The 25407-nt window shown below is 49.3% G+C and carries 13 protein-coding genes; 4 read left to right on the top strand and 9 right to left on the bottom strand.

Going from position 1 to position 25407, the window contains the following annotated elements; genetic code table 11:
- Nucleotides 1-762: 762 nt before the first annotated feature.
- The gene (locus QT994_RS23445; RefSeq protein WP_242728775.1) at nucleotides 763-927 is read left to right on the top strand and encodes a hypothetical protein; all 165 of its coding nucleotides are present in this window, start codon (nucleotides 763-765) and stop codon (nucleotides 925-927) included.
- Nucleotides 928-1613: 686 nt separating this feature from the next.
- Nucleotides 1614-2780, top strand: a complete 1167-nt coding sequence (gene rpoD, locus QT994_RS23440) for an RNA polymerase sigma factor RpoD (RefSeq protein WP_333048311.1) — start codon at nucleotides 1614-1616, stop codon at nucleotides 2778-2780.
- A 214-nt stretch (nucleotides 2781-2994) separates the two neighbouring features.
- On the opposite strand, the gene QT994_RS23435 is transcribed toward rpoD, so the two are convergent.
- From QT994_RS23435 to QT994_RS23425, 3 genes are all read right to left on the bottom strand, one after another.
- Nucleotides 2995-3147: a chlorophyll A-B binding protein gene (locus tag QT994_RS23435; RefSeq protein ID WP_333048310.1), complete on the bottom strand. Its 153-nt coding sequence runs from the start codon at nucleotides 3145-3147 to the stop codon at nucleotides 2995-2997.
- A 126-nt stretch (nucleotides 3148-3273) separates the two neighbouring features.
- The gene (locus QT994_RS23430) at nucleotides 3274-4785 is read right to left on the bottom strand and encodes an ATP-binding cassette domain-containing protein (RefSeq protein WP_333178780.1); all 1512 of its coding nucleotides are present in this window, start codon (nucleotides 4783-4785) and stop codon (nucleotides 3274-3276) included.
- A gap of 245 nt (nucleotides 4786-5030) precedes the next feature.
- A complete protein-coding gene (locus QT994_RS23425) occupies nucleotides 5031-7583 on the bottom strand; it encodes a DNA topoisomerase (ATP-hydrolyzing) (protein WP_333178778.1) in 2553 nt (850 codons plus the stop codon).
- 1502 nt (nucleotides 7584-9085) lie between these two features.
- Here QT994_RS23425 and QT994_RS23420 point away from each other — a divergent pair.
- Nucleotides 9086-9481: a response regulator gene (locus tag QT994_RS23420; RefSeq protein WP_006632892.1), complete on the top strand. Its 396-nt coding sequence runs from the start codon at nucleotides 9086-9088 to the stop codon at nucleotides 9479-9481.
- A gap of 310 nt (nucleotides 9482-9791) precedes the next feature.
- On the opposite strand, the gene QT994_RS23415 is transcribed toward QT994_RS23420, so the two are convergent.
- From QT994_RS23415 to rpsT, 6 genes are all read right to left on the bottom strand, one after another.
- Nucleotides 9792-13922, bottom strand: coding sequence for a DNA-directed RNA polymerase subunit beta'' (locus QT994_RS23415; RefSeq protein ID WP_333048307.1), 4131 nt, complete (start codon nucleotides 13920-13922; stop codon nucleotides 9792-9794).
- Between the two features lie 454 nt (nucleotides 13923-14376).
- Complete coding sequence (locus QT994_RS23410; RefSeq protein WP_333048306.1) at nucleotides 14377-16251, bottom strand: DNA-directed RNA polymerase subunit gamma; 1875 nt, start codon at nucleotides 16249-16251, stop codon at nucleotides 14377-14379.
- An 84-nt stretch (nucleotides 16252-16335) separates the two neighbouring features.
- The gene (locus QT994_RS23405) at nucleotides 16336-17427 is read right to left on the bottom strand and encodes an HNH endonuclease (protein ID WP_333048305.1); all 1092 of its coding nucleotides are present in this window, start codon (nucleotides 17425-17427) and stop codon (nucleotides 16336-16338) included.
- 148 nt (nucleotides 17428-17575) lie between these two features.
- A complete protein-coding gene (gene rpoB / locus QT994_RS23400; RefSeq protein WP_333178775.1) occupies nucleotides 17576-20962 on the bottom strand; it encodes a DNA-directed RNA polymerase subunit beta in 3387 nt (1128 codons plus the stop codon).
- Nucleotides 20963-21550: 588 nt separating this feature from the next.
- The gene (locus QT994_RS23395) at nucleotides 21551-22330 is read right to left on the bottom strand and encodes a TatD family hydrolase (RefSeq protein WP_333178772.1); all 780 of its coding nucleotides are present in this window, start codon (nucleotides 22328-22330) and stop codon (nucleotides 21551-21553) included.
- A 225-nt stretch (nucleotides 22331-22555) separates the two neighbouring features.
- Nucleotides 22556-22855: a 30S ribosomal protein S20 gene (rpsT, locus tag QT994_RS23390; RefSeq protein ID WP_006632886.1), complete on the bottom strand. Its 300-nt coding sequence runs from the start codon at nucleotides 22853-22855 to the stop codon at nucleotides 22556-22558.
- Nucleotides 22856-23741: 886 nt separating this feature from the next.
- Here rpsT and hisD point away from each other — a divergent pair.
- A complete protein-coding gene (gene hisD / locus QT994_RS23385) occupies nucleotides 23742-25055 on the top strand; it encodes a histidinol dehydrogenase (RefSeq protein ID WP_333178770.1) in 1314 nt (437 codons plus the stop codon).
- Nucleotides 25056-25407: the final 352 nt, after the last annotated feature.

Below are 25407 nucleotides of genomic sequence, written 5' to 3'. Positions count from 1 at the left end.
ACATAATTTAAACCAGAGGAGAGGATAAAGCGAGACTCTGTGCTTTCGGAGGACACGCTGTAAATAATAACAAAATTTTGAGCATCGCACCCGCGTCCTACCACTCCACATCTTTAAGTGCATCCTGCAGCTTATGCCTTCTCTAACAATAGCAAGCACATCGCTAACTGGGTAAATTTTTCTTCCCTGGCGGACTTATCATCGGCCGACAGTTGCAGCAACGCCCGCTGTGGCTTTTGTTTCGTCTGCTTGAAATTATCAAGACAATTCGGGAATGCTACCTAAAATTGATTGAGGGGCTTTATGGAATCTTCACAGTGTCACGGTATATTTAAAGGAATCGTGAAGTTATACTTCCGGGAGATGGCGAATTGTGTGGTTTGTGAGAAAAAGTGCGATCGCGCAAGTGCGAACCGAAAGCAAAAAAAATTTAGAGAAGTCCGCAGCCGAGAGTTGCGCGGCGGGTTAACTCTCAGTAGAATTTATCCGGGTGGTTTTTGCCATTGACGCGACAAACTCGTGTCGAACTGCTTAAATAAGAATGTGACGTTAAGAACTTAATGTGATTTAACGTGAAAATTAAACCCAATTTCTGAGATTTGAGCTAACTTAACAATGAAAGCCCCTGTTGCACTACTCAACCCGCAACGCTTCATTTGGGGTCAGAGTCGGTCTCTAATCCAGAGTGGCCGGCTTAAAACTAAAGCTACGAGCTTTATTCAATCGCACATTGCGTATGATTCAATTCAGGGAAACAGGGTAATGATGGGTGTATCTACACGGATTGTATTGGTTCCAATTTGGGCAACTCAAAAATTGTCTGCTAACTGTCTGGCCAACTACGCCGCAGCCGTTCACCCAGATATACGCAGAAAACAGCGCCGTTTGATCGTGCCAAAGTTTTTGCGGGCCGTTCTCAGGATTTAGCAGAGCCGGACATGAGTTAGTATTGTCAAGCTAAGCTGACAGAGTTTTCCTAGTTCTTGACCAACAATGGAAAACAACTTCCATTTTTTGTGAGAAAGGCTACAATCGGGAAGGTCTTTGCAATATCCGATTCTCCCCGTTTGGTGCTTAAACGCTCTGCTGTTGCATTTGAGGCAGCAGACTAGCATCCAAGGTGGCGAAAATTTGCCGTGCAACTGTCATGTCTGACAACCAGAGTCAAAGCAAGGCGAATAAAAAGTTCGACACCTCCAATACAAAAGTTAGAGGGTTCCGTGCCGGAAAACTTGTACGGGTAAAAGCTCGAAGTACCGAGTAAAAAAGCCAGTATTTTTGGAAGTGCGATCGATCGCATTTCATGGTTTGCTTCTCTGGGCAAGATATCACAGATGATGTGGTCACTCGCTCCGAAAAAAAAAGCCGCACGCTCAATCCCAGGTCGCGATGTTAAAATCTGCGCTCAATTGAAGGCGCTGGCTGCTTCAAACCAGAACTCGAACTTTGACTGATAAAACTGGTGCAGTTTCGGTAACAGATTCAGCTAGCAGACCGAAAATCCCACTATTTTTTCCTGCGGGAATGTCAATACTGGCTAACTTGTCTAAACTACAAACAGACACTATTCCACTGTTATTTATTCTTTAATTCAGGAGCATGAGGAAGACGGCATGATCCAGGCTAACACCGTACTCGAAACCACAATTACACCGGAAATGGAAACAATCGAGTTGCTTCGGAGCGCCGAAAGCGTTCTACCTGAGAGCGAGTTAGAACTCTTTATCGACGAAGAAGACGATAGAGAAGAATTCTTAGACTCTCAATCTGAGGAAGACCCTAAATCTGGCAAAGGCGCCAAAGCCCGCCGTCGGGCACAGGCTAAGAAAAAGCATTATACTGAAGACTCTATTCGTCTTTACCTGCAAGAAATCGGTCGGATTCGACTGCTGCGAGCTGACGAAGAGATTGAACTAGCCCGCAAGATTGCAGATTTGCTGGAATTAGAGCGAGTTCGAGAACAACTGCTCGAAGAGTATAACCGCGAACCCAAAGACAGCGAATGGGCTAATGCTGTAGATATGGCACTCCCTGCATTCCGTCACCGACTCCACGTCGGCCGTCGGGCAAAGGAGAAAATGGTGCAATCAAACCTGCGTTTGGTGGTGTCGATCGCCAAAAAATACATGAATCGCGGTTTGTCTTTCCAAGATTTGATTCAGGAAGGCTCCTTGGGTCTGATCCGGGCCGCTGAAAAATTCGATCACGAAAAAGGCTACAAGTTTTCAACCTACGCAACTTGGTGGATACGTCAAGCCATCACCCGGGCCATAGCCGATCAATCGCGCACTATCCGCCTGCCGGTTCACCTTTACGAAACCATTTCGCGGATCAAGAAAACTACCAAACTCCTGTCTCAGGAAATGGGTCGCAAGCCTACGGAAGAAGAAATTGCTACCCGCATGGAGATGACGATCGAGAAGTTGCGGTTCATTGCTAAGTCCGCACAGTTGCCCATCTCTCTAGAAACTCCGATCGGCAAAGAGGAAGACTCTCGTCTGGGAGACTTTATTGAATCTGACGGGGAAACACCCGAAGATCAAGTCTCGAAAAACTTGCTCAGGGAAGACTTAGAAAGCGTTTTGGATACTCTCAGCCCCCGAGAACGGGATGTACTGCGACTGCGTTACGGCTTAGATGACGGACGGATGAAGACCTTGGAGGAAATTGGTCAAATCTTTAACGTCACTCGTGAGCGAATTCGCCAAATCGAGGCTAAAGCCCTGCGGAAGTTGCGCCATCCCAACCGGAACAGCATCTTAAAAGAATATATCCGCTAGAGTAATTTGCTAGCATCACCCAAAAGAGTGATTCGCACTCTTTTTTTTGGGGGGGAGACCCCCCGCCCCGGTTTGGGCTATAGCTGTTAAATTTTGTGCTGCTAACTGCCCGGAGCAAGTGGCTATTTGCTGGCAAAATCGCGCTGCCAAAATTTAGGGAGTCCGTTACGGAACTCCCCAGCTTTGCAGTGTCACAAAAGTCTTAACTAGAAAATTACATCAGACCCCAAAAGTGAAGCAGGCCTTGACCGGAAACCAATTCGATTATGACAGCGGCAGAGAAACCAATCATCGCCAAACGACCGTTCCAATTTTCGGCTCCTTCGCTGAAGCCCCACTTCCAAGCGTTGCGTTTTTGTTCTTGCATAGTGCGAACTCCTTTAGTTAACTTTTGTAAGGCTTATGTAAATTAATATAACAGTGACTTGCCAAAAGTGCAATTTTGTGGATAGTGAGAGCGGTGATAACGGTCGATCGACCTTTATGATTTTGCCTAACGAGGAAAAATAGCTAACTCAGTATCAGGGTCAAACAAGTGAATTTTGTCCTGGGCAATGGCCAGCCAAAGCTCCTCGCCAACACGGATCGATCGCTCAGGAGGAACCCGCACTTGCATCCGCACGGCAGGAGCATCCGTCAAACAGACCCGCAAATAAGTTTCGTGTCCCAAAGCCTCTACAATTTCCACTTGAACCGACAGATTTTTCGTAGCAGGAGGGTGAATGCTCAGATGTTCCGGCCGGATGCCCAAAATTAGCCCTCGCCCGTCATATTGTTGTAGATTTTTGGCCCAAATATCCGGTAAAGTAAAGCGAAATTGCGGATGAGAAATCAACAGCGGGGCAGTAAATTGCACCGGCAAAAAATTCATCGGCGGAGAACCGATAAACTCAGCAACAAAAAGATTAGCCGGCTTGTTGTAAAGTTCTAGAGGTTGAGCTACTTGCTGGATCTGGCCGGCATTCATAATAGCAATGCGGTCGCCCATAGTCATCGCCTCAGTTTGGTCGTGAGTCACATAAATAGTTGTAGTTCCCAACTGCCGCTGCAACTGCACAATTTGCGATCGAGTTTCCGCCCTCAATTTCGCATCAAGATTCGATAGCGGTTCGTCCATCAAAAAGACTTCAGGATTCCGAGCCATCGCCCTACCCAAAGCTACCCGCTGCTTTTGCCCTCCCGAAAGTTGTTTCGGCAAGCGATTTAAAAGAGATTCTATTTGCAATAATTCAGCTACCTTCAGGACTCGTTCTCCTACTGCCTTTTCCCGTTCCGATAAATAGCGCAAACCCCGAGGCAGCTTGCGAGTTGCTCCTACTAAAAAGTCCTCCCCTAAAGCATATATTCGCTCGTTGTTTAAAGTATTAGAAGCTAAATAATTAATAACCTCTTTGACCTGATTCCTGATTTTTTCGGCCTTATCCGTGCTTCCTTCTTCTTTTTCTGTCTCTTCTCCCTTCTCTCGGGTTTCTTCTAGCTCCTTCTTTATAGCTGCTTCCTTTTCCCTTTTCCCTTGTTCCTTCTTCCTTCTATCAGTTACACTTGTACTGAGCGAAGTCGAAGTATCCCTTAGATCCCGTACAGTGCTCGTTGCCGAACTTCCTTCTTCTTTCTCCCTTTCCGAGCGACGCAATCCAAAGGCGAGATTATCGTAAACTGTTAAGTGAGGATAGAGAGCATAATTTTGAAATACCATAGCGATATTTCGGTCTTTAGGAGGCAAATCGTTAAGGAGCCGATCGCCAACCCAAATATGGCCGGCCGTCAAGACTTCCAAACCGGCGATCGATCGCAGCAAAGTACTTTTTCCGCAGCCAGAAGGCCCCACCAACACCATAAATTCCCCGTCTTCGACAGTGAGGTTAATTCGCCGCAAAACGCTGTTATACCTTGAGCCAGGGGCCTCCGGCGAGACACTTTCTGCGAAGCTGTTGGCTGCTTTTTCCTGTTCTCCTTGGCGGAGTGGAAAACTTTTGTAGATATTTTCTAATACAACTTGCGCCATCAAACAATTTTAGATTTTAGATTTTAGATTTTAGATTGGGCATGGGGCATGGGGCATTGGTAATTGAGATATTCAAGGAAGGAGGAAGTTCGGTAACGAGCAGTGTACAGGATTTAAATGATTTAACGGATGGATGTTGAAGTCAGAAATCAGATGGAAGAAGTCAGATTAATTCCCCAATGCTCCATGCCAATGCCCAATGCCCAATGCCCAATGCCCAATGCCCAATGCCCAATGCCCAATGACTATTGACTGCTGATAACTTTGATAATTTTTTCACCCGGATTGAGGTCAAAAACTCGATCGCCCGCAGCATCTTTCCCCCAAAAAGCTATAGCATCAGTAGCCGATCGCAGCCAGCGGCCGCTTGTAGTAAAAATTTTAACATCCGTACCCGGAACAGCCCGTAGCAAGCCAACTAAAGCATCTTTAGGCTCTGCAAAGCGAAAAGCTTGAGTGCCAATTTCGCCGCGGTTAGTAAGTCTGACAGAACCCGCAGGCATTCGTTTTGCCCAACCCAACTCCGAAAATAGCACCAGACTGTCGTCTGGGTCGAGAGTTATGCAACCCACCAACTGTTCCTGCTTCCGCAACCTGGTTACTTGAGAACCCTGGGCGCTGCGGCCCATTGGAGGAAGTTGTTCGTCATCGACATCAAACCGGAGGACTCGGCCTCCTGAAGTTGCCACCGCCACTTGCTCGCCAACTTTGCTCAGACTCGCGCAGCGTAACTGATCGTCCTCCTTGAGTTTAACAACAGTAACGCCGCGATTAGTCAAATCAGCAAATTCCTGCATCGGCAAACGCTTAATTTTCCCTTGCTGAGTCAGAGTTACTAAATCCGCCGCTTCCGAATTTTCCGGCAAAATAAAGTGTCCCACTGTGATTTCCGAAAAAGCGCGACCGGCACTTTCTTTAGTAGCACTCGGCGACAATAAACCGACGATCGGCGTTCCCCGGTCTTTAGGGCTACTATTAGGAATATCCGCGACTTTCAGCGGGTAAGCTTTGCCGTTAGGAGTTAAGACGACCAAAGTGCGATCGGTTTTTGTCAGATTTGCCGTCACAATAAAATCTTCATTTTTTTCTAAAGCTGGAACCGATTTTTCCCGACTTTTCGAGCGCGGACGTTCCCCCGGCGGCACTCGTCGCACGTACTGCTTGTGCGTAAATTCAACAATAGTTTCCTCGGCCTCTAGAACGGGCAATAAGTTAGGCTGAATCGTGGCCGGCGACAACGGTTTCACCGCAGAATTCTTCTTACCGGAAACTTGTGGTTCGGCGTTTCCCGCGCGTCCGGTTTCCTTGGCGAATTTAGTGCGGCGGGGGTCAGCGTACTTGCGTTTGAGCGATCGAAATTCCTTCTTCAAAGCCTTCAAAAGTTCGCGCCTGTCGCTCAACAACCGCTGCAATTCTTGAATATTTCCCATCAACTCATCAAACTCCGACTGCAAATTTTGCCTTTCCAAACCAGTCAATCGGCGCATCGGCATCGCCAAAATCGCATCAGCTTGACTTTCGCTCAAATTGAGCCGAACTTGCAAAGTTTGCTTAGCAGTAGTGCCGTCAGGAGAATTTCTGAGAATGTCGATCGCTGTATCGAGATTTGTCAAAGCCAACATTAAGCCTTGGACAATATGACAGCGGCGTTCGGCAGCTTGCAACTCGTAATTGTACCGGCGGGTAAGAGTCACCTCCCGGAAATCCAAAAATTCCTGCAACAATTGTCTGAGCGTCAACTGTCGGGGTTGACCGTTGACAATTGCCAGCAAAATAGCGCCAAAATTTGTTTGCAGGTCAGTTTGTTGGTAAAGGCGAGCGAGAACCGCTTCTGGCGTAAATTCCCGCTTGAGTTCAATCACAACTCGAATGCCTTCGCGATCGCTCTCGTCACGCAAATCAGAAATACCGTCAAGGCGACCAGCATTGACCAACTCCGCCACCTTTTCAATCCAAGCCGCCTTATTTACCTGAAACGGAAACTCCGTCACAACGATCGCCGTTTTAGTACGCACCTTGCGATTACCTGGCACCTCTTCCACCCCGGCCACACCCCTGACCGCAATGCTGCCTCGACCCTTAGTGTAGGCGTCAACAATGCCCTCTGTAGCAACGATTTCCCCTCCGGTTGGAAAATCCGGACCCGGAATCAGTTCTATCAACTTCTCGTCCGATAGTTCCGGGTTTTCAATCAAAGCAATTAAACCGTCTACCACCTCTCCCAAATTGTGCGGCGGGATATTAGTTGCCATCCCCACAGCAATGCCCGTACAGCCGTTGAGTAACAGAAACGGCAACTGAGCAGGCAGCGCCGTCGGTTCCTGCTGGGAACTGTCAAAGTTAGCAGTAAAATCAACAGTTGCATCGCCGACTTGGGTTAGCATAGCTTCGTGGGCGATCGGTGCCAGCCTAGTTTCCGTATAGCGCATAGCAGCCGCCGGATCATTGTCCACCGAACCGAAATTGCCGTGACCCGCCAGTAAAGGATAGCGGCTCGAAAACTCCTGAACCATGCGTACCAGAGCGTCGTAAACCGATTGGTCGCCGTGGGGATGATATTTTCCCAAAACATCTCCAACTACCCGGGCGCACTTACGGTAAGGTCGGTCTGGCGTCAGACCGAGTTCGTGCATCGCATATAAAATTCGACGGTGAACTGGTTTTAAACCGTCGCGGACATCAGGCAAAGCTCGCCCGACGATCACACTCATGGCATATTCGAGGTACGATTGCTGCATCTCGGCGTGCAGAGGCGTAGAAATTACTTGCCCGGAAAGTAGGTTGAGTTGTTTAGCCATGAGTCCTTGTGTCCGTTAATTCCTGAGTGAAAACAGCCTCTGTCAATAATGCCGAGGTTCCCTGTCTCGATTGAAAAGCCTTTGCCGCAGGCGAACCGAAAGTTCGACCCAACCGCCCATTTGAAGAATAAAAATAAACTTAACTTGTGAAAGCAGAATCAGAGTCCCGAAGACGGGAAACATTTGCCTCTTACTCTCCACTCTTACCCTAACCTCTATGTTGCCGACCTTTGCGCCTACCTGTCTATTTACCTTCTGCCGTGAGAAGGTTGATTCACAGGAGAACACGGAATGCCAGAAACTCAGAACGTAGTGATGCTGTAGCTCTTCCTAGGAAAGCGTCACGAGGGACTTGAGTCCCCGTCAATCTATGATAGAATTTAATTGCAATTAGGAATAACCATCTACACGAAGAAATATTCTATTCAGGAGAAACCCCAGATTGAGATCGTCTCGGTACAACCGTAGCGTGGATCAAGCAGCAATGGTAGAAGATCGAGCTTACCGTATTTTGGCAAGCGTGAAAGACTCCGAAAGTATTAAAAAAGAAAAGTAAGCGGAATTGGAATACCTCTGGTACTGGTATCTGTTCTGATCGTGTAGAGGCAACTGGACTATGAGTGAAGTCCAAGTTTTGGGCTTATTCAACCATAGAGCGTGGCCGTGACTCGCTGAGAGTCTCAAAAATGCCGATATTGATGAATTCATCAGTCAAAAGCTCTCCGGGCGATATCTCCTAGTCTGACATCCTGTTGCTCAACGGAAGCGTCGATATTTTAAGCCGTTTTGAGGGGTTAAAACTGAGAATTTGGAATCTCCAGCATTCCCCGCCAGATTCGCTACTCCGAATGCTGTGGCGACGGGAGGATGTGAATAAACATGGCTTGATTCTAATTAGGAGGAAGGAAAATAATTATCACACATTCCCGACTCTAATACCCGTTAAAAAAATAATGCAACTGTAGGCCCGTGATCCAAACTGATATCCAGTCAATCAGTTCCCATCTAAAATCTAAAATCTAAAATCTAAAATCTAAAATTTAAAATCTAAAATCTAAAATGGTAGAAGCCGCAGGCTTGACCGAAAGAGAGGATACTATAAGTCCAGGACGCACGGGGAGTCAGAAACCGGGTTTTTTCATAGCAATAGTTCGTTATAGCCCGCCGAAACTCAAAAACCCGGTTGCGAGGCGTCGTCCATGCGTCCTGGATTGTACTAGAAACCTGCTATCTGAGAATCTGGAGACTCTCACCAGTGCCAGGTCTAGTTATAAAAAAGAACTAAACTGTCTGTGTGTAGTAGTCTAAATGATGGTACTGGATGCTTCTAAGCATCTGTAAACCCTCTCACAGCTAGTGGCTCAAGGATATACATACGGGTTTTGCAGGGTTCCCGGCTGATGGCGCTAAAAACTCTGCATTTTTGACGGGGAATGTAGTCCCCGTGTCGTGTTCCTCTTTGGACTAAAGTCACAAAGTTTCTATACTTCCCATATTTATTTATGAAAACCGTTCTGATTGTAGAGGACGATTTGGTTAATGCTCGGGTTTTTTCCAAAATTCTGACTAAGCGGGGGGGCTTAGCCGTGAAGCACACGGAAAATGTTGAAGAGGTGATGCAGATTGCTGCCAACGGCGAAGCGGATTTGATTTTAATGGATGTGTCTCTTTCGCGCAGCGTGTACCAGGGCAAATCTGTTGACGGCATTAAGATTACTCAACTGCTCAAAGCTGACCCGCAAACGGCATCGCTGCCGATTATTTTGGTGACTGCTCACGCGATGGCTGGTGATAAAGAAACATTTCTGGATCAAAGCGGTGCCGACGGTTACATCTCTAAACCTGTGGTAGACCATCAAGAGTTTGTTAATCAAATCAAGGCTTTGTTGCCTGATTGAGTGAAGCATACATCAAGAAGGAATAAGAAGGAAGAAGGAAAAAGGAAGAAGGAAGAAAGAATTGTTTGTTTGAACCAACAAACAATAAAAACTCTAGAATTACAAAGTTTGCTTAAACTCTGAATCTTCCTTCTTCCTTCTTCCTTTCGATGTCCCATCGCACACTGCTATGAGTTCGGACGGTTAATTAGTGAGGAAAAATTTGAGATTTTTCAACTCATGAAATCGAAGTGTGCGTTGCGGCGACGAATCAAATTATCCTCAGCGAGCGCAACGCTTTTCACTCATTCATGCAATCTCAAAACTATGATTAGTCTTCGTCCTCATCGAAGTCAAAACCGATATCATCCTCATCGTCAACATCGGGTCCCAAGGCATCATCCTCAGTCTCAGCGACAAAATCGTCCTCATCAACCTCAACTTCCTCAAAATCCTCATCAGCCTCAAGCTCTGACCCGCGCCCGATCTCAAAACCGCTCTCGATCGTATAAGCGCGGCGCGCAGTACGGTCATCAAGTACCACATCCTCCTGTAAATCGTGGATGTCGTCATCAAACACAGCACCATCAAAACCCGCATCCTGAACCCCAGCATCTTCGTAGGCATTGAACCCAGTACCCGCAGGAATCAGGCGGCCGATAATCACATTTTCCTTGAGTCCGCGCAGCCAGTCAGACTTACCTTCGATCGCAGCCTCAGTCAACACCCGCGTAGTCTCCTGGAACGAAGCAGCGGAAATAAAGCTATCAGTATTCAGCGAAGCCTTAGTAATCCCCAGCAACACCGGAGTATAATCCGCCGGGGCTCCACCAGTAATTGACATCGCCTCATTCACCTGCTCAACCTGCCGCAATTCTACCAACTCACCGGGGAGCATAGTAGTATCGCCGCCATCTTCCATCCTGACTTTGTTGGTCATCTGGCGGACAATCACCTCGATGTGCTTGTCGGAAATATCTACGCCTTGAGACTGATAAACCGACTGCACCTCATTCACCAAAAACGTCTGTACCTGTTGGAAACTCTCCAAAGCAGCCTCAAAAGTAGACTGCCGCTCCTTGAGCACGTGGAAGAACACCTCCAGAATTTCGTGAGGGTTAGCAGGCCCGTCGGTCAAAGCTTCGGCGACGCCTACGCGCTGTCCGTCGGAAACGATCGGGTTTTGACCAGGCAACAAAGGATACTCCTCAATCCGGCCATCATCCTCAATCACCGCAAGTTCCACAACATCGTCATCCGTAACCACGCGAGCCGTCCCCGGCCGCTTGGCTAAAATACAGGCTTCCTTCGGCTTCCGCCCTTCGAGAAGTTCCTCAATCCGTGGCAAACCCTGAATGATATCCCCAGTCTTTGCCCGCTCAAACACCAGAATCACCAAATTGTCACCCCGCTGCACTAAGTCGCCGTCGTCTACGTGCAGCACCGCACCGGCCGAAACCCGGTAAGGACGAGCCACCCGGAGCAAGAGTTTCGCCGATTCTGTCTCCGACGCAGGTACAACCTTCACAACTTGGCCGGACTCTTCTAGAACAACCCCCGGAGCTATTTCGGTACCAGCCACCAGCAGTTGACCCGGACTCACATCCGGCGTACCCGCCACAGAGATCGAAATAGAATCCGCATCTCGCATCACCAACAGTCGGCGCACTGGTTCGCCATGCCCCTCACGGATGCCGCGAACGATACCCGCTTCTTTGCAGAGAATCTCTGTGCGGGCGACTACTGCCCCGGGTGCGATCGACTGCCCGTCTTCGACCAACAGTCGCGTGTGAGTGCTTCCCTGAGTCGGATCGGCAGACACATCCCGCCGAATCACCAGCGATTCCAAAATCACCAACTGCAGGCGGAAAGTCCTTGAAGTTCGATCGCCCCCATCAGCCACAGCCATCGCCAACTCTTGCGACGCACTAACGTCTTCAGGCGAGCCCCAAGCCGGGCCCGAACCGTCCGCCCCAAAAGCCGTAGCATCCTCCTCATCCGGCAGCAGCTCGATATCCGCCGCCAGTTGCGGAGCTCCCGAACCAATTTCCAAAATGAGCTGAGTCCGCAGCAGTTCCAATCCCTCGACAGATTTGACACGCTCCCCATCCTTATAAGGGAGGCGCTGCACCGCTTTCAAAGAGATCGACTCATTCAGCGCCGTCTGAGAAGGCACTGGTGGCTTATCCGGCACCGGAAACTCCACCACAGGCCGCAGCAGCAAAGCCGGGCCCTCGGGAGTTTCGATATACTCTGCATAGCCCAACTCTTCGGCAACTAAGCCTGGGAAAATTTCTTGACCGGCGTTGACGATTTGACCTTCCCCGAATGTTAGCGGCGGGCGGTCAACTACATGGAGTGTGCCCGGCTTAATCACAATTTCCCGGAGGATGTCATTTTTCTGAGTGATTTCCACTGCCCCGCTGGTTTGGCAGAAAATATCCTTAACGACTTCTGTACCGGCTTCTACGTACTGACCATCTTCGACCAGCAGCAGAGAAATATCCTTATTGACTTCGTGGCACTCTTCCGGTATCCAGAGCAGAGTCCCCCCCTTCACGACTTCGTAGCCAAGTTTAGCTTTGCCCCGCTTGTGGACTTCCACCCCGCCGTACTTGACAATGCCCCCTGTAGCTGTGCGGTAGCTGTCGTCGAGCAGTTCGGCGACGACTTCCCCGTTAATCACTTTGCTCCCGGGAGCGGTTTTGAGGGAAAACCGCTGCTTAGAAGCTGTTTCGATCGTGTAGTGGTCGCGGCCGCCTGCACTTTCCGCCCGCACGACTGCTTGGTCGAGCAGGACTTGGGCGGTGATAATTTCAATTTCTCTGGGGTCAGCGATGCGGACTACGCCACCATGTTCGGAGACGAGTTTAGTTTCGGCAATCACGCTTTCGGCCGGAATGCGATCGCCATTTTTCACCGCTGGTTCGGCGCCAGGGGGCAAGTTGTAGACTTCTCCTGAGAGAATCCAAATCAGCCCGCCTTTGCTGGCTGTGCGGGTTGTGTTCCCTTGGCGGTCTGTTTTTTCTTCAGGCACCAAATCAGCAAATTTTGCTTCTCCCGCTAAGTCGGAAGCCACGTCTGTAGTCACTTTTTCAGTGGTTTTGCGGGCGGCGCGACCGATGATCGGCACTTCTGCCAAAACTTGACCGGGAATGGCGCGCTGTCCGTCTTTGACCATCAGAGTAGAACCCTGGACGATCGCCAATTCGATTTTCAGTTTTTGATTTTTGGCGCCGGATTTCCCTTCTTCAAATCCGTCGCCTTCAAATACAAGTTTGCCGTTGTTTTCTGCCACCAGTGCTTCTTCGCCGTGTCTGGTGCGGAACGAGCGAGTACGCAAGTTCTTGAATTTCACTACCCCGGGGAAGGGGGCGCGTTCTTGTTTGGCGACTTCTCCGGTGAATACGCCGCCGGTGTGGAAGGTACGCATGGTGAGCTGGGTTCCTGGTTCCCCGATCGACTGAGCTGCAATAATCCCGATCGCTTCTCCCATGTCCACCATTTTCAAGTGGGCGAGACTCCAGCCATAGCAGTGCTGACAAACCGATCGGGTTGATTCACAAGTCAGGGGCGATCGTAAATACACCTCTCCCACCCCAGAATTACCAATTTCCCCCGCCAACTCCTCGGTAATTGGCTGATTTCGGACGGCTTTTTCACTGCCGTAAGCCACGATTTCCCCGGTTTTGGGGTGAACCACATCTTTGGCGAACACCCGCCCCAACAGCCTATCCTTCAGGGGAATCAGCACTGTTGCTCCGTCCGTCATCGGCCGCACTCGAATTCCCCGCTGGGTGCCGCAGTCCACTTCCCGCACAATTACGTCTTGGGACACATCCACTAAGCGACGTGTAAGATAGCCAGAGTCTGCCGTCCGCAACGCTGTATCTACCAAGCCTTTGCGCGCGCCGTAGGAAGAGATGATGTATTCGGTGACGGTGAGTCCTTCGCGGAAGTTGGTTTTAATTGGCAAGTCGATGATTTCTCCTTGGGGGTCCGCCATCAATCCGCGCATTCCGACTAGCTGCCGCACTTGAGAAATGTTTCCCCGCGCCCCGGAGAAGGCCATCATGTAGACCGAGTTTAGGGGGTCTGTGGCTCGGAAGTTTTTGACTACTTCGTCTTTGAGGTCTTCTGATGTGCTGTTCCAGGTATCGATTACTTTTTGGAACCGTTCGACTTCGGTGATTTCACCTCTGGTGTATTTTTGTTCGGTGATGCGGATTTCTTCTTCGGCTGCATCTAGGAGCGATCGTTTTGACGGGGGAACCTGCAAATCGTCTACGCTAATCGAAACTCCCGCTCGTGTCGCAAAGCGGAAACCCAAGTCTTTGAGTTTATCGGCCATTTGCGCTGTACGGGCCGTTCCGTAGTGCATGAAGGACCAAGAAATTAATTTTTTGAGCTGACCTTTGTCAACAACTCGATTGCGAAAAACAATTTCCTTATTTTCTGTCATTTTTCTGAGTAGTGGTAATTGGTAATTGGTAACTTTTACTGCCGTTCGACTTCGGCTCCACTGAGCGAAGCCGAAGGATTGAGGAACCGCGTAGCCGAAGTATTGGTAATTGGTAATTGGTAATTGGTAATTGATAAGTAGAGCGACTGGAAAAAACAACTAGCCTTTTGTAGGGGCTGGTTTAGCCTATAAGGAATAGAGCTAAGCTAGGAGATGAAAGGGTTCACCTGCCCTTCCTATAATAAAGTTTATTTGCACCTACCTACTTGGTAATGGGTAACTTTTACTGCCCTTAGACTTCGCTCATTAACCACGTCGCTGAAGTATTTGTAAGTAGTAATGGGTGAATTTTCCGGTTTCAATCACTATTATGTGTTAGTGATTATTTGTCAGTTATTACCCATTACCTCTTACCCGTTACCTCTTATCCCTTACCTCTTACCCTTACCCCTTTCTAATTGTTAATTACCGATTCGATGGTTTGGTGATAGATAATCCTGCCCGGAGTAGTGCGAATGAATTGATTGAGTACCTTGCCGTCTCCGTCTTCCCGAACCCGGCGGAACTTGTATTCTTTCGTCACGATACCGTCGGTAGAGCGTTCCACCTTCAGCGGTTCTCCTTCGGGTTCTGTGTTTTCTATGGCGCCTTGAAACCTCACCCACACGTATGAGTGCAAGTCAACAACTCCTTGTTCGTAAGCTACAACCGCGTCGGTAAGGTTGGAGAAATAGTGACCGGCGCCTTTTTGAGCGTCAGGATTTTCGGCTGTCAAGTAATAGCAACCGAGCACCATATCTTGAGAAGGAGTAACGATCGGTCTTCCGGTTGCCGGCGACATAATGTTGTTAGAAGCCAGCATCAGCAAGCGCGCTTCCGCCTGAGATTCCAGAGACAAAGGCACGTGCACGGCCATTTGGTCGCCGTCAAAGTCAGCGTTAAAAGCCGGACAGACTAGCGGGTGAAGCTGAATTGCCCTTCCGTCTACCAAAATCGGCTCAAAGGCTTGAATCCCCAAACGGTGGAGGGTAGGCGCCCGGTTTAGCATTACCGGGTGTCCTTCAATCACCTCCTGAAGCACGTCCCAAACGCTGGGATCGTTGCGCTGGATCAGTTTTTTGGCAGCTTTGATGTTGTTGACCAATCCTTGACGGATCAAGCGGTGGATAACGAAAGGCTGGAAAAGTTCGATCGCCATTTCCCTCGGCAAACCGCACTGATGAATTTTCAGTTTCGGCCCCACCACAATCACCGAACGCCCGGAGTAATCAACCCGTTTCCCCAGCAAGTTTTGCCGGAAGCGGCCTTGTTTCCCTTCAATGATGTCCGACAGCGACTTCAGCGGGCGGTTGTTTGCCCCCACCACTGTCCGGCCCCGGCGACCGTTGTCAATCAGCGCATCCACAGCTTCTTGAAGCATCCGCTTTTCGTTGCGGATGATAATCTCCGGCGCCAGAATTTCTTGCAGTCTCGCCAAGCGGTTATTGCGGTTGATGACTCTCCGATAGAGGTCGTTGAGGTCACTCGTTGCAAAACGCCCGCCGTCTAACTGCACCATCGGCCGCAAGTCGGGGGGAATCACCGGAATCACATTGAGCACCATCCAATCGGGTTGAGATCCCGTAGCGATGAAGTTGTCAATTACCCGCAAACGTTTAATTAACTTTGCCCGTTTTTGACCTTTAGCATTAGCAATATCTTCCCGCAACTTTTCCGCTTCACTTTCTAGCGGAATATTTTGCAGCAAAACTTGCAAAGCTTCAGCACCTATGCCTACTTCTACACCTGTGAGTGTGGAATCTTCGCTGTAAAGTTCGTCTTCTATTTCCAGCCAAGCATCTTCCGTGAGCAATTGCTTGTATTGCAGCTTTTCTGCATTACCTGCATTGAGGACAACGTAGGCATTGAAATACACGATTTGTTCTACATCTCGCAGCGGCATATCTAACAGAATTGCCATGTAACTCGGGATGCCTTTGAGATACCAAACGTGAGCTACTGGAGCTGCTAATTTGATAAAGCCCATGCGATGGCGGCGGACGCGAGATTCAGTTACTTCAACGCCGCATCTTTCGCAAACAATGCCTCTATGGCGAACTCGTTTGTACTTCCCACAATGACATTCCCAATCTTTTGCAGGCCCAAAAATGCGCTCGCAAAACAAGCCATCCATTTCAGGTTTTAACGTGCGATAATTTATGGTTTCCGGTTTTGTCACCTCTCCAGTAATCTGACCGTTGGGTAAAGTTCTCTCTCCCCACTGTCGAATTCTTTCTGGTGAAGCTAACCCAATCTTGACGTAATCAAAGCGTTGTTCTATTTTAGCCATTCTTGACTCCAATTAATAATTTACAGTCGATTATTTGTGGTTGTTTATCTTTTTTGGTTGCTTGTTTCACGGCTTAAATCAATGTTATACTCCTCTATATGTGACGTGATTTTTAATATCAGAGATGACACTTGACGATACTCCAAAGTCATCAGCGATTTTAGAGATTGATTCTCTACCTCTAATTCTTTTTCGTACCTCAAGAGCTTGCTCGAAAGTCAATTTGCGATCGAGATATCCGCCCCTGCGAGGAACTGGAACCTCTTCGCCTGCTTCCTTCCAAGTGACGTGATACTTAATATCGTGTATGGTTTTGCGACCAACACTGTATTCTTGAGCTATATCCTTCACTCTCTCTCCTGCGGCTAGTTTTTGTCGAATTTCTTGCACCTTTTTCCAATTTAATTTGGCATTGGAAAGGGGATGACTTTTGCCTTGAGTGCGTCCTTTCTTAGAAGCATCTAATAAATTTTGAGTGCGCGTTCCACCCCAAAGGTGTTCTGGATTAATACAACTAGGATTATCGCAGGTATGACAAGCATCTATCGAAGTCGGCACTTCACATCCTAATTTCTCTGCTAAAACAGCACGAGTAACTGATTGGGACTTCCCATTTTTAAAGTACCTGCCATAACCACCTTGACCATCCTTTGCACCTTGAAAAATTATGCAGCCACTGTCTTGAATTTCTCCTACAAAACCGGGGGGAACTGTAGTGAAGTTATCGGGAATATTTGCCTGAAGTATCTTAGTAATAGTTTCATAGTGTACGCCATACTCTTTTATTAGGTGGCTTTTCATGGTTCCAGCTAAATATTGACGCTGAATTTCCCGCAGTTGTTGGATCGATAGTTTACCAATACCGGGAATACTTTTGCGTCGGGGAGTTTTGCGAACGCGCCCCATCATTTGCGCTGTATTCTCAGCCGCAGTTCCAGGTACGAGATGTGCTGGGTTAATGCAGCTTGGATTGTCGCAGGTGTGGCAAGCAAAATAACCGGAACCGAGGAATCCTGCTATTTTTGATTCGAGGACTAATCGGTGGACTAATACCGTTTTACCATCGAGCCACTTGCGCCCGTAACCATTTTTGAGCTTACTCCCTTGCCAATTAATACAGCCAGTCTTCAGGTCAAATTCTCCTTCTATTCCTGGGACAACTGTTACAATAGTCATGTCAGCGTCTCTCCTCTTAAGAGCGTTGATTCGCCTCACCAGTGTTCGTACCACTGCTGAGGCATTTTTATTTGAGATTGCCGATTAAAGATTAAAGAATTGAATCCGGTCAAAAAATCTTTAATCTTTAATCTTTAATCTTTAATGCCTAATCCTCGTCAAGTTCGTCACGAGAAAGGGATTCGTAAGTAGGCCGAGAGGGCGATCGCTTGCCCCCAGCATCTGCCATCAAATCCACCTCAACGTGCTCGCTGCCCTCGTCGGACGTATTCACCTTGTGCACAGCAATATCCAAGCACAAAGATTGCAACTCCCGCATCAGCACCTTGAAAGATTCCGGCGTACCTGGGCGCGGAATAGCTTTGCCTTTGACGATCGCATTCAGCGCTTCATTCCGCCCCTGCATATCGTCCGACTTCACAGTCAGCAACTCTTGCAAAGTATAAGCTGCGCCGAACGCTTCCAGAGCCCAGACTTCCATTTCTCCGAACCGCTGACCCCCCTGCTGCGCTTTGCCACCCAAAGGCTGCTGCGTTACCAGCGAGTAAGGGCCTGTGCTACGGGCGTGGATCTTATCGTCTACCAAGTGAACCAGCTTCAGCATATAGGCGATGCCGACTGTGATCGGGCGATCGAACGGTTCCCCAGTTCTGCCATCGTAGACAATTGTCTTGCCGGGGTGCTTTTCGTTAAACACCCAAGGCTTGCCGGTCTTTTCGCGTGCCTCCTGTAGCTTGCCGTGTACGGTTTCGCGAGACTTTTCTGCGCCGTGCATTTCATCAAAAGGCACCATCTTGAACCGCATCGACAGATTTTCGCCCGCCCATCCCAGCAAGCATTCAAAAATCTGACCCACGTTCATCCGCGACGGTACGCCCAAGGGATTGAGCACTATGTCAACGGGAGTCCCGTCGGGCAAATAAGGCATATCCTCCATCGGCAGAATCCGGGACACAATACCCTTATTTCCGTGGCGGCCGGCCATTTTGTCGCCGACTTGAATCTTCCGCTTTTGAGCTACGTAGACGCGGACGACCATGTTGGCGCCGGGGGGCAGTTCGTCGCCCTGTTCCCGAGTAAACACTCGCACGTCCACCACGCGACCTTTTTCGCCGTTAGGGACGCGGAGGGAATTGTCGCGCACGTCGCGGGCTTTTTCGCCGAAGATTGCCCTCAGCAGTTTTTCTTCCGGCGGTTGGTCGGATTCGCCTTTGGGGGTTACTTTGCCGACTAGGATGTCGCTGGCTTCTACCCAGGCTCCTTTGCGGATAATTCCTTGTTCGTCTAGCTGGCGCAGCGCGTCTTCGCCGACGTTAGGAATTTCACGGGTGATTTCTTCGGGGCCGAGTTTGGTTTGGCGGGCTTCGATTTCGTATTTTTCAATGTGGATCGAAGTGTAGACATCTTCGTACACTAAACGCTCGCTGATTAGCATCGCGTCTTCGTAGTTGTAGCCTTCCCAAGGCATATAAGCTACGAGGATGTTGTGACCCAGAGCGAGTTCTGCTCCTTCGGTGGAGGAACCATCGGCGAGCACTTGACCTGCTACGACTCGATCGCCCTCATAAATCAGTGGACGCTGATTTAAGCAAGTATCCTGGTTAGAACGCTGATATTTTTGCAGTTCGTGTTCGATGCAGCCAGCATATTTTTGCTTCCAAACCGAGGGCTGTTTGACTTTGAGATCGTCGTATTCCCGAATCAGGAAATGTTCTTCGCTGGAATTCGATTCCGCATCTACAGCCAGCGGCTTGACAATAATCCGGGTAGCGTCAATATAAATCACCTCGCCGTCGATCCGGGAAACCACAACCATCCCGGAATCTCGGGCGGCCTGAGCTTCCAAGCCCGTACCGACTAGGGGCCGTTCTGGTTTCAGTAGCGGCACAGCTTGCCGCTGCATATTCGATCCCATCAGAGCTCGGTTGGCGTCGTCGTGTTCCAAGAACGGAATCAGCGATGTCGCGACGGAGACGATTTGCACCGGCGAAATCGCCATGTAGTCCACCTGCATCGGTGTAGTCGTCGTAAATTCTTGGCGGTAGCGGACGGCTACGGTTTCGCCCAAGAGGTTGTTGTCTTCGTCGAGGCTGATGTCTCCGGGGGCGACGCGCAAATCGTCTTCTTCGTCGGCTGTCATGTAAACAGGGGCTTTGTCGCGCAGCACCCGTCCTTTTTCTACTGGATAAAAAGGAGTTTCAATGAAGCCGTAGGGATTGACGCGGGCGTGGGTTGCCAAGGAACCGATCAGACCGGCGTTGGGGCCTTCTGGTGTTTCGATCGGGCAAATCCGGCCGTAGTGGGAGGGGTGAATGTCCCGCACTGCAAACCCGGCGCGTTCCCGAGTCAGACCTCCAGGGCCTAGGGCGGAAAGCCGACGTTTGTGAGTCAGTTCTGCCAGAGGGTTGGTTTGATCCATGAACTGGGATAGCTGGGAGGAACCGAAGAATTCCTTGATTGCTGCTACCAGCGGTTTGGGGTTGACCAGAGAAGCGGGGCTGAGGGAGTCGGCATCCGAGACAGTCATTCTTTCGCGGATAATCCGTTCTAAGCGGTTGAGGCCGACTCGGACTTGGTTTTGCAGCAGTTCTCCGACACTGCGGACGCGACGGTTGCCTAAGTGGTCGATGTCGTCGGTGGAGCCGATGTCGAATTCGAGGTTAATTAAGTAGTCGATCGCCGTCAAGATATCTTGCGATGTCAGCACCCGCGTCGTATCGGGGACTGTCAAGCGCAATTTTTTGTTGAGTTTGTAGCGGCCGACTCGGCCCAAATCGTAGCGTTTGGGGTCGAAAAAGCGCGAGTTGAGGAGCTGTTCGCCGCCCGCCACGGTGGGGGGCTCGCCTGGACGGAGTTTGCGATAGAGCTCCATCAAAGCTTCTTCTTCGCCGAATTGTCCTTCTTTCTCGATCGTTTTTTGGAAGTATTCCGGGTGGCGCAGGGAGTCGTAGATTTCGCCGTCGGTGAGTCCGAGGGCTTTGAGCAGCACTTGAGCCGATAGTTTGCGGGTTTTGTCGATTCTGACCCAGACTAAATCGTTTTTGTCTGTTTCAAACTTGAGCCAAGCGCCGCGGTTGGGGATGAGCGAGGCGTTATAGGAACGGCGACCGTTTTTGTCGGTTTCCGATTTGTAGTAGACGCCGGGGGAACGCACGATTTGGTTGACAATCACCCGTTCCGCGCCGTTGATGATGAAAGTGCCGCGCTCGGTCATCAAGGGCAAGTCGCCGATGAAGACTTCTTGTTCTTTTATTTCCCCTGTTTCTTTGTTAATCAGGCGGGTGGGTACGTACATTTGCACCGAGTAGGTGCTGTCCCTGCGCTTGGCTTCGTCCACGTCGTATTTCGGGCGCTTGAGTTTGAAGTCTTTGCCCATGAAGTGGAGTTCCAGCTTCCCCGTGTAGTCTGTGATCGGGGAGAAGCTGTCGAGTTCTTCGATCAGCCCGGCTTCTAGGAACCAGCGAAAACTTGCCCGCTGGATCTCGATCAAATCGGGCAAGGTGAAGGCGAATTCTGTGTAATCTTTAGTGGTCATGGGGGTCCTTTTTCCGCAGTGGCTCTAGCTTTTTACATGGCGCCAAGGCTGGGCTTTTTTACCTTGTTGCGTTTTTTTGATTGATTGTGTGAGAGAATTTATATGATGTTTTCGATCGCCTGCCAACTACTGCAACGGTTATTTTTGCTGGTGGCTCGCAGTATTTTTGTGCGGATTTTAGTTTCGATCGAGATGCTTTTAGCTCTGATATCGTGGTATACCGGGGTAAATTCCCTACACTTTTGACTCCTAAAATTGACTTGACAGCTATTGCCAAATTGCTGAGGTTCCAAGTTTCTTCTGATCTGTAAGTTTGAGGTATTGCGTGAAGTTTTGACCGATCTCGAAGGTTAGGGTACTCGCGCTGTGTTGGTAGTTACCGGGCGACATCGCAGGATCGGATACTCAGCCAACGCCCGATCGGTCGGTTCTTTTTATTATAGGACGCAAATCCGATCGCAACAGGCAACGCCAAAAGAATCTCCCATAAAGGATGAATCCGGTTTTTCTGGCAGGATATAAATGGGATTGTCCCTATCGCTTGCCCCTAAATCGACCTGTTTTCCTCGTTTCTCTGTTCTGAATAAGCTAAACTGAAAAGCCGAATAGCTGACAGGCATTTTTGGTTGTCTGCTGGGACAAAGTTAAGAGAGAAACTCCTCTCAATTTAGCAACTTGCTCGGCTACGTAGTAGACATAGGCTGGTTCGTTGCGTTTTCCCCGCTGGGGTACGGGGGCGAGAAAAGGGCAATCTGTCTCGACTAGGATGCGATCGCTATTTACCATACAAGCTGATTCTTGTATTTGCAAGGCTTTTTTAAAGGTGACTGTTCCGCTAAAACTGATGTAGAAACCTAGGTCTAAAAACCACTGGGTTTCTTCGGGTGTGCCTCCCCAGCAGTGCATGACCCCGCGCACTGGCCCGCGTGTTTGCCAAAAGTTCCTCAGCATTTCGGCCATTGGGGCGGCGGCGTCGCGACAGTGGATAATGACTGGTTTGTCAAGTTCCTGGGCGATTTCAAGCTGTGCCTCAAACACTTTAAACTGGTGTTCTCGATCGTCTGCTTTATAAAAGTCCAGTCCGGTTTCGCCGATCGCCACTACCCTAGAGTCCGAACTTGCTAATTCCCTAATCTGGCTCGCAGTCTCGTCTTTCCACTTGTCCGCATCTAGGGGGTGGAGTCCAACCGCAAACGAGACTTCTGCAAACTGATTGGCGATTGCTTGAATGCCGGCAAACTCTTCTGGCTCTACACAAGAATGAACCAGCCGAACTACACCAGCTTCGCGCCAGCGTTCTCGAATGGCTTCTAACTCAGATTTGTAGGTCTCAAAGTTGATATGAACGTGAGTGTCGATGAGCTGCATGGGGGAAGCAGATTAGAGGTGATACGGTAGAGTCCTGGTGGGATAGGGCGAGGGGGGAGTGAGAGAGTCTGGGAGTGGGAGTGGCAGAGAGTGTGTCGGAAAAATCTTCCGTCTTCTTCCTTCCTTCTTCCTGATTCACGCTTGACTGCTTCACGCTTGACTTCTTCCCTCAACATCCATCCCTTCAATCTTGTACACTGCTTCGTTGCCGAACTTTCTGCTTCCTTAAGATGCTACCGATACTTCGTGCGGCTTGAGGGTTCTTGCCAAGCGGGACTTTTTACGAGCGCCGTTGTTGCGGTGGAGTACACCTTTTTTGACAGCTTTGTCAATTTTGCTGTAGGCCTCAGACATTCGCTGCTGTACTTCTTGCATTAATTCCGGGCTCGGAGCTGCGGCGTACTTGTCTACGGCAGCGAAATACTTCTTCATCAAAGTTTTGACCGCTGACTTGTAAGATTTGTTGTACAAGCGGTTACGTTCGGCGATTTTGACTCGTTTGACGGCGGACTTAATATTTGCCATAGTTCAGTTGCTGGAAGTAGGTATTCATTGATACACCCTAGTCTCAAGACAGTCTCAAGACACGGGGATTTTGAAGGACAACCTTTTCGGGAGCAATCCGCAAAAAGCTTGATTTTTAAGGGCGGAGTGAGACAGCCACTCTCCATTTGCTCAGATTGAGCTGAGTCTGTGGCTACTTTTTGGCGACGCCCGCGCAATAATTTTTTATTGACTCATTTAACTGCCTGTTTTTTACCCCTGACAATACCCAAAGGTATGACACGGGTGTTACGGAGGCGTTTTGCGGTGTTTCCACCGTCACGAGTTAAAGTCACGGTTTCTTGCGCGCAATTTTCAAGTATACAATAATTTGGCGTTTTTTTATAAAAAAATTATCAGGTGTTGGAAAAACTAATATAGCACCTATTTTGCTTAAAATCCAATTCTCTGAAAAATCCAAGTTAAGCTATAACAAAGAATACGGGTTATTTGGGCTTCGCCAAGAAGCACTTACCGAAGGTAGAAGGTAAAAAGCTGAAGGTAGAAGGTAGAAGACAGCCGGATCTGAAGGTAGAAGGTAGAAGGCAGAATCAAAATTCTCCCGCTCGAACACTCTCCCTCTCGGATATTATCGGGGTCGGACACTCTCCCCCTCTGCGTTCCAACCCTCTCCATCCGCAATCGGTTCTCTGGCGGGCAATTCAAGAGAGAAGGTTGTGACTTGTCCTCAGTGTTGCAAAATCCTCGACAGAGATTTAAACGCTGCACTGAAGCCTGGGAAAATGCCGCGACTCTCGCGGTTTAAGCTTGTGGACTGGTGGTAGCCTACTTCTCTAGGAGATCCCCACAAAAATCCCCAATTGTCAAGCAAATGTTAGTGAAGTTATAGACGGCATTCCTAATCTCCATGCTGCGAATCATTACTCAGTGGGTTGAGGCACAAGCTGAACTGCGACGGATCTGCGATCGCACCCATGACGAACTTGTTGTTCACAAAGAAGCCACCGTGCGGGAGGTGCTGCAAGCTGTAAGGCGCAGAGGCGATCAGGCTGTGCTGCACTACACTGCTGAATTTGACCGCATGACCCTAAATGTGGAAGATTTACGGGTGAGTGGTGCCGAATTGGATGCTGCTTACCAGCAGGTGTCGAAAGAATTATTAAATGCAATCCGGCTGGCTTGCAAACAGGTAGAGGCGTTTCACCGACAGCGCGTACCCAAGTCTTGGGTGCAGTTTGGTGATGACGAAATTGTTTTGGGCAAGCGCTACACGCCGGTCGATCGAGCGGGAATCTACATTCCTGGCGGTCAGGCGTCCTATCCAAGCTCGGTGATCATGAATACGGTGCCTGCGAAGGTCGCCAAGGTGCCGAGACTGGTGATGTGTACTCCCCCCGGACAGGAGAAGAAAATGAATCCTGCGGTGCTGGTAGCGGCTCAGGAAGCGGGAGTTGATGAGATTTATCGAGTAGGCGGGGCGCAGGCGATCGCAGCTTTAGCCTACGGTACGGAAACTATTCCGAAGGTGGATTTAATTACTGGGCCGGGGAATATTTACGTCACCCTGGCTAAAAAACTGGTTTACGGGACTGTGGGGATCGATTCTCTGGCTGGCCCGTCGGAAGTGTTGATTATTGCTGATGGTTCGGCGAATCCTGTGCACGTGGCTGCGGATATGTTGGCTCAAGCCGAGCACGATTCGATGGCGTCGGCAATTTTGCTGACGGCGGACTCGGTGCTGGCTAGGAAGGTGGTGGCTGAGGTAGACAGACAGTTGGCAAATCACCCGCGCCGAACTTTAACAGAAAAGGCGATCGCCAACTATGGTTTAGTCGTAGTAGTTGACTCGCTCAAAGCGGCGGCGGAACTATCTAACGAGTTTGCCCCGGAACACTTGGAATTGCAAGTTGCAGATCCTTGGGCTTTGCTCGACCAAATTCGCCACGCTGGGGCGATTTTCTTGGGCTTATCGACGCCGGAAGCTGTAGGTGATTATTTGGCTGGCCCGAATCACACTTTGCCGACTTCTGGGGCTCCGCGCTATGCGTCGCCGCTGGGTGTCGAAACTTTTATGAAGCATTCGAGTTTGATTCAATATTCGCCTGCTGCACTTAAGAAGGTGAGTAGGGCGATTAATGTTTTGGCGGAAGCAGAGGGGCTTCCTTCTCACGCTGATTCGGTGCGGCTGCGGACTGAAAATGAGGGAAAGAGTGAGTTTTAGATGGTATATAGGAGATAGGCGATCGAGATTTAAGTAGATGATCGGCAAAATACATAGGTAGTCAAAAGTGAGTGAAATGCAGTGAAACGAAGCAATTCTCTTGCGATTATGGTAGCTTTACATTCTCTGACAAGCGGCCCAGTTTATTTGCACCTACTTACTTACGCACTGCGGGCTTAAAAAACCCGGTTTCTTCAATAATCTTGCTTAAATGACGCAATTATGTTAAGAAACCGGGTTTCTGGGTAGGTAATAATGAGGGTGGTGGGAAGCGCGAAATTGTCGAAAGTAGGCGACAATCATCGAAAAATTTAAAGTCTAAATATCGGAAATTTAAAGGTGCATGGTATTG

It is taken from the genome of Microcoleus sp. S13_B4 (genome assembly GCF_036700885.1).
GTDB lineage: Bacteria > Cyanobacteriota > Cyanobacteriia > Cyanobacteriales > Microcoleaceae > Microcoleus.
Note: the sequence above shows the minus strand (reverse complement) of the source record. Positions and strands in the feature narration are given on the sequence as shown.

Bases quoted from the DNA above. Each gene is read 5' to 3' on its own strand.
- QT994_RS23445 (WP_242728775.1), top strand. From the start codon at position 763: ATGATGGGTGTATCTACACGGATTGTATTGGTTCCAATTTGGGCAACT.
- rpoD (WP_333048311.1), top strand. From the start codon at position 1,614: ATGATCCAGGCTAACACCGTACTCGAAACCACAATTACACCGGAAATG.
- QT994_RS23435 (WP_333048310.1), bottom strand. From the start codon at position 3,147: ATGCAAGAACAAAAACGCAACGCTTGGAAGTGGGGCTTCAGCGAAGGA.
- QT994_RS23430 (WP_333178780.1), bottom strand. From the start codon at position 4,785: ATGGCGCAAGTTGTATTAGAAAATATCTACAAAAGTTTTCCACTCCGC.
- QT994_RS23425 (WP_333178778.1), bottom strand. From the start codon at position 7,583: ATGGCTAAACAACTCAACCTACTTTCCGGGCAAGTAATTTCTACGCCT.
- QT994_RS23420 (WP_006632892.1), top strand. From the start codon at position 9,086: ATGAAAACCGTTCTGATTGTAGAGGACGATTTGGTTAATGCTCGGGTT.
- QT994_RS23415 (WP_333048307.1), bottom strand. From the start codon at position 13,922: ATGACAGAAAATAAGGAAATTGTTTTTCGCAATCGAGTTGTTGACAAA.
- QT994_RS23410 (WP_333048306.1), bottom strand. From the start codon at position 16,251: ATGGCTAAAATAGAACAACGCTTTGATTACGTCAAGATTGGGTTAGCT.
- QT994_RS23405 (WP_333048305.1), bottom strand. From the start codon at position 17,427: ATGACTATTGTAACAGTTGTCCCAGGAATAGAAGGAGAATTTGACCTG.
- rpoB (WP_333178775.1), bottom strand. From the start codon at position 20,962: ATGACCACTAAAGATTACACAGAATTCGCCTTCACCTTGCCCGATTTG.
- QT994_RS23395 (WP_333178772.1), bottom strand. From the start codon at position 22,330: ATGCAGCTCATCGACACTCACGTTCATATCAACTTTGAGACCTACAAA.
- rpsT (WP_006632886.1), bottom strand. From the start codon at position 22,855: ATGGCAAATATTAAGTCCGCCGTCAAACGAGTCAAAATCGCCGAACGT.
- hisD (WP_333178770.1), top strand. From the start codon at position 23,742: ATGCTGCGAATCATTACTCAGTGGGTTGAGGCACAAGCTGAACTGCGA.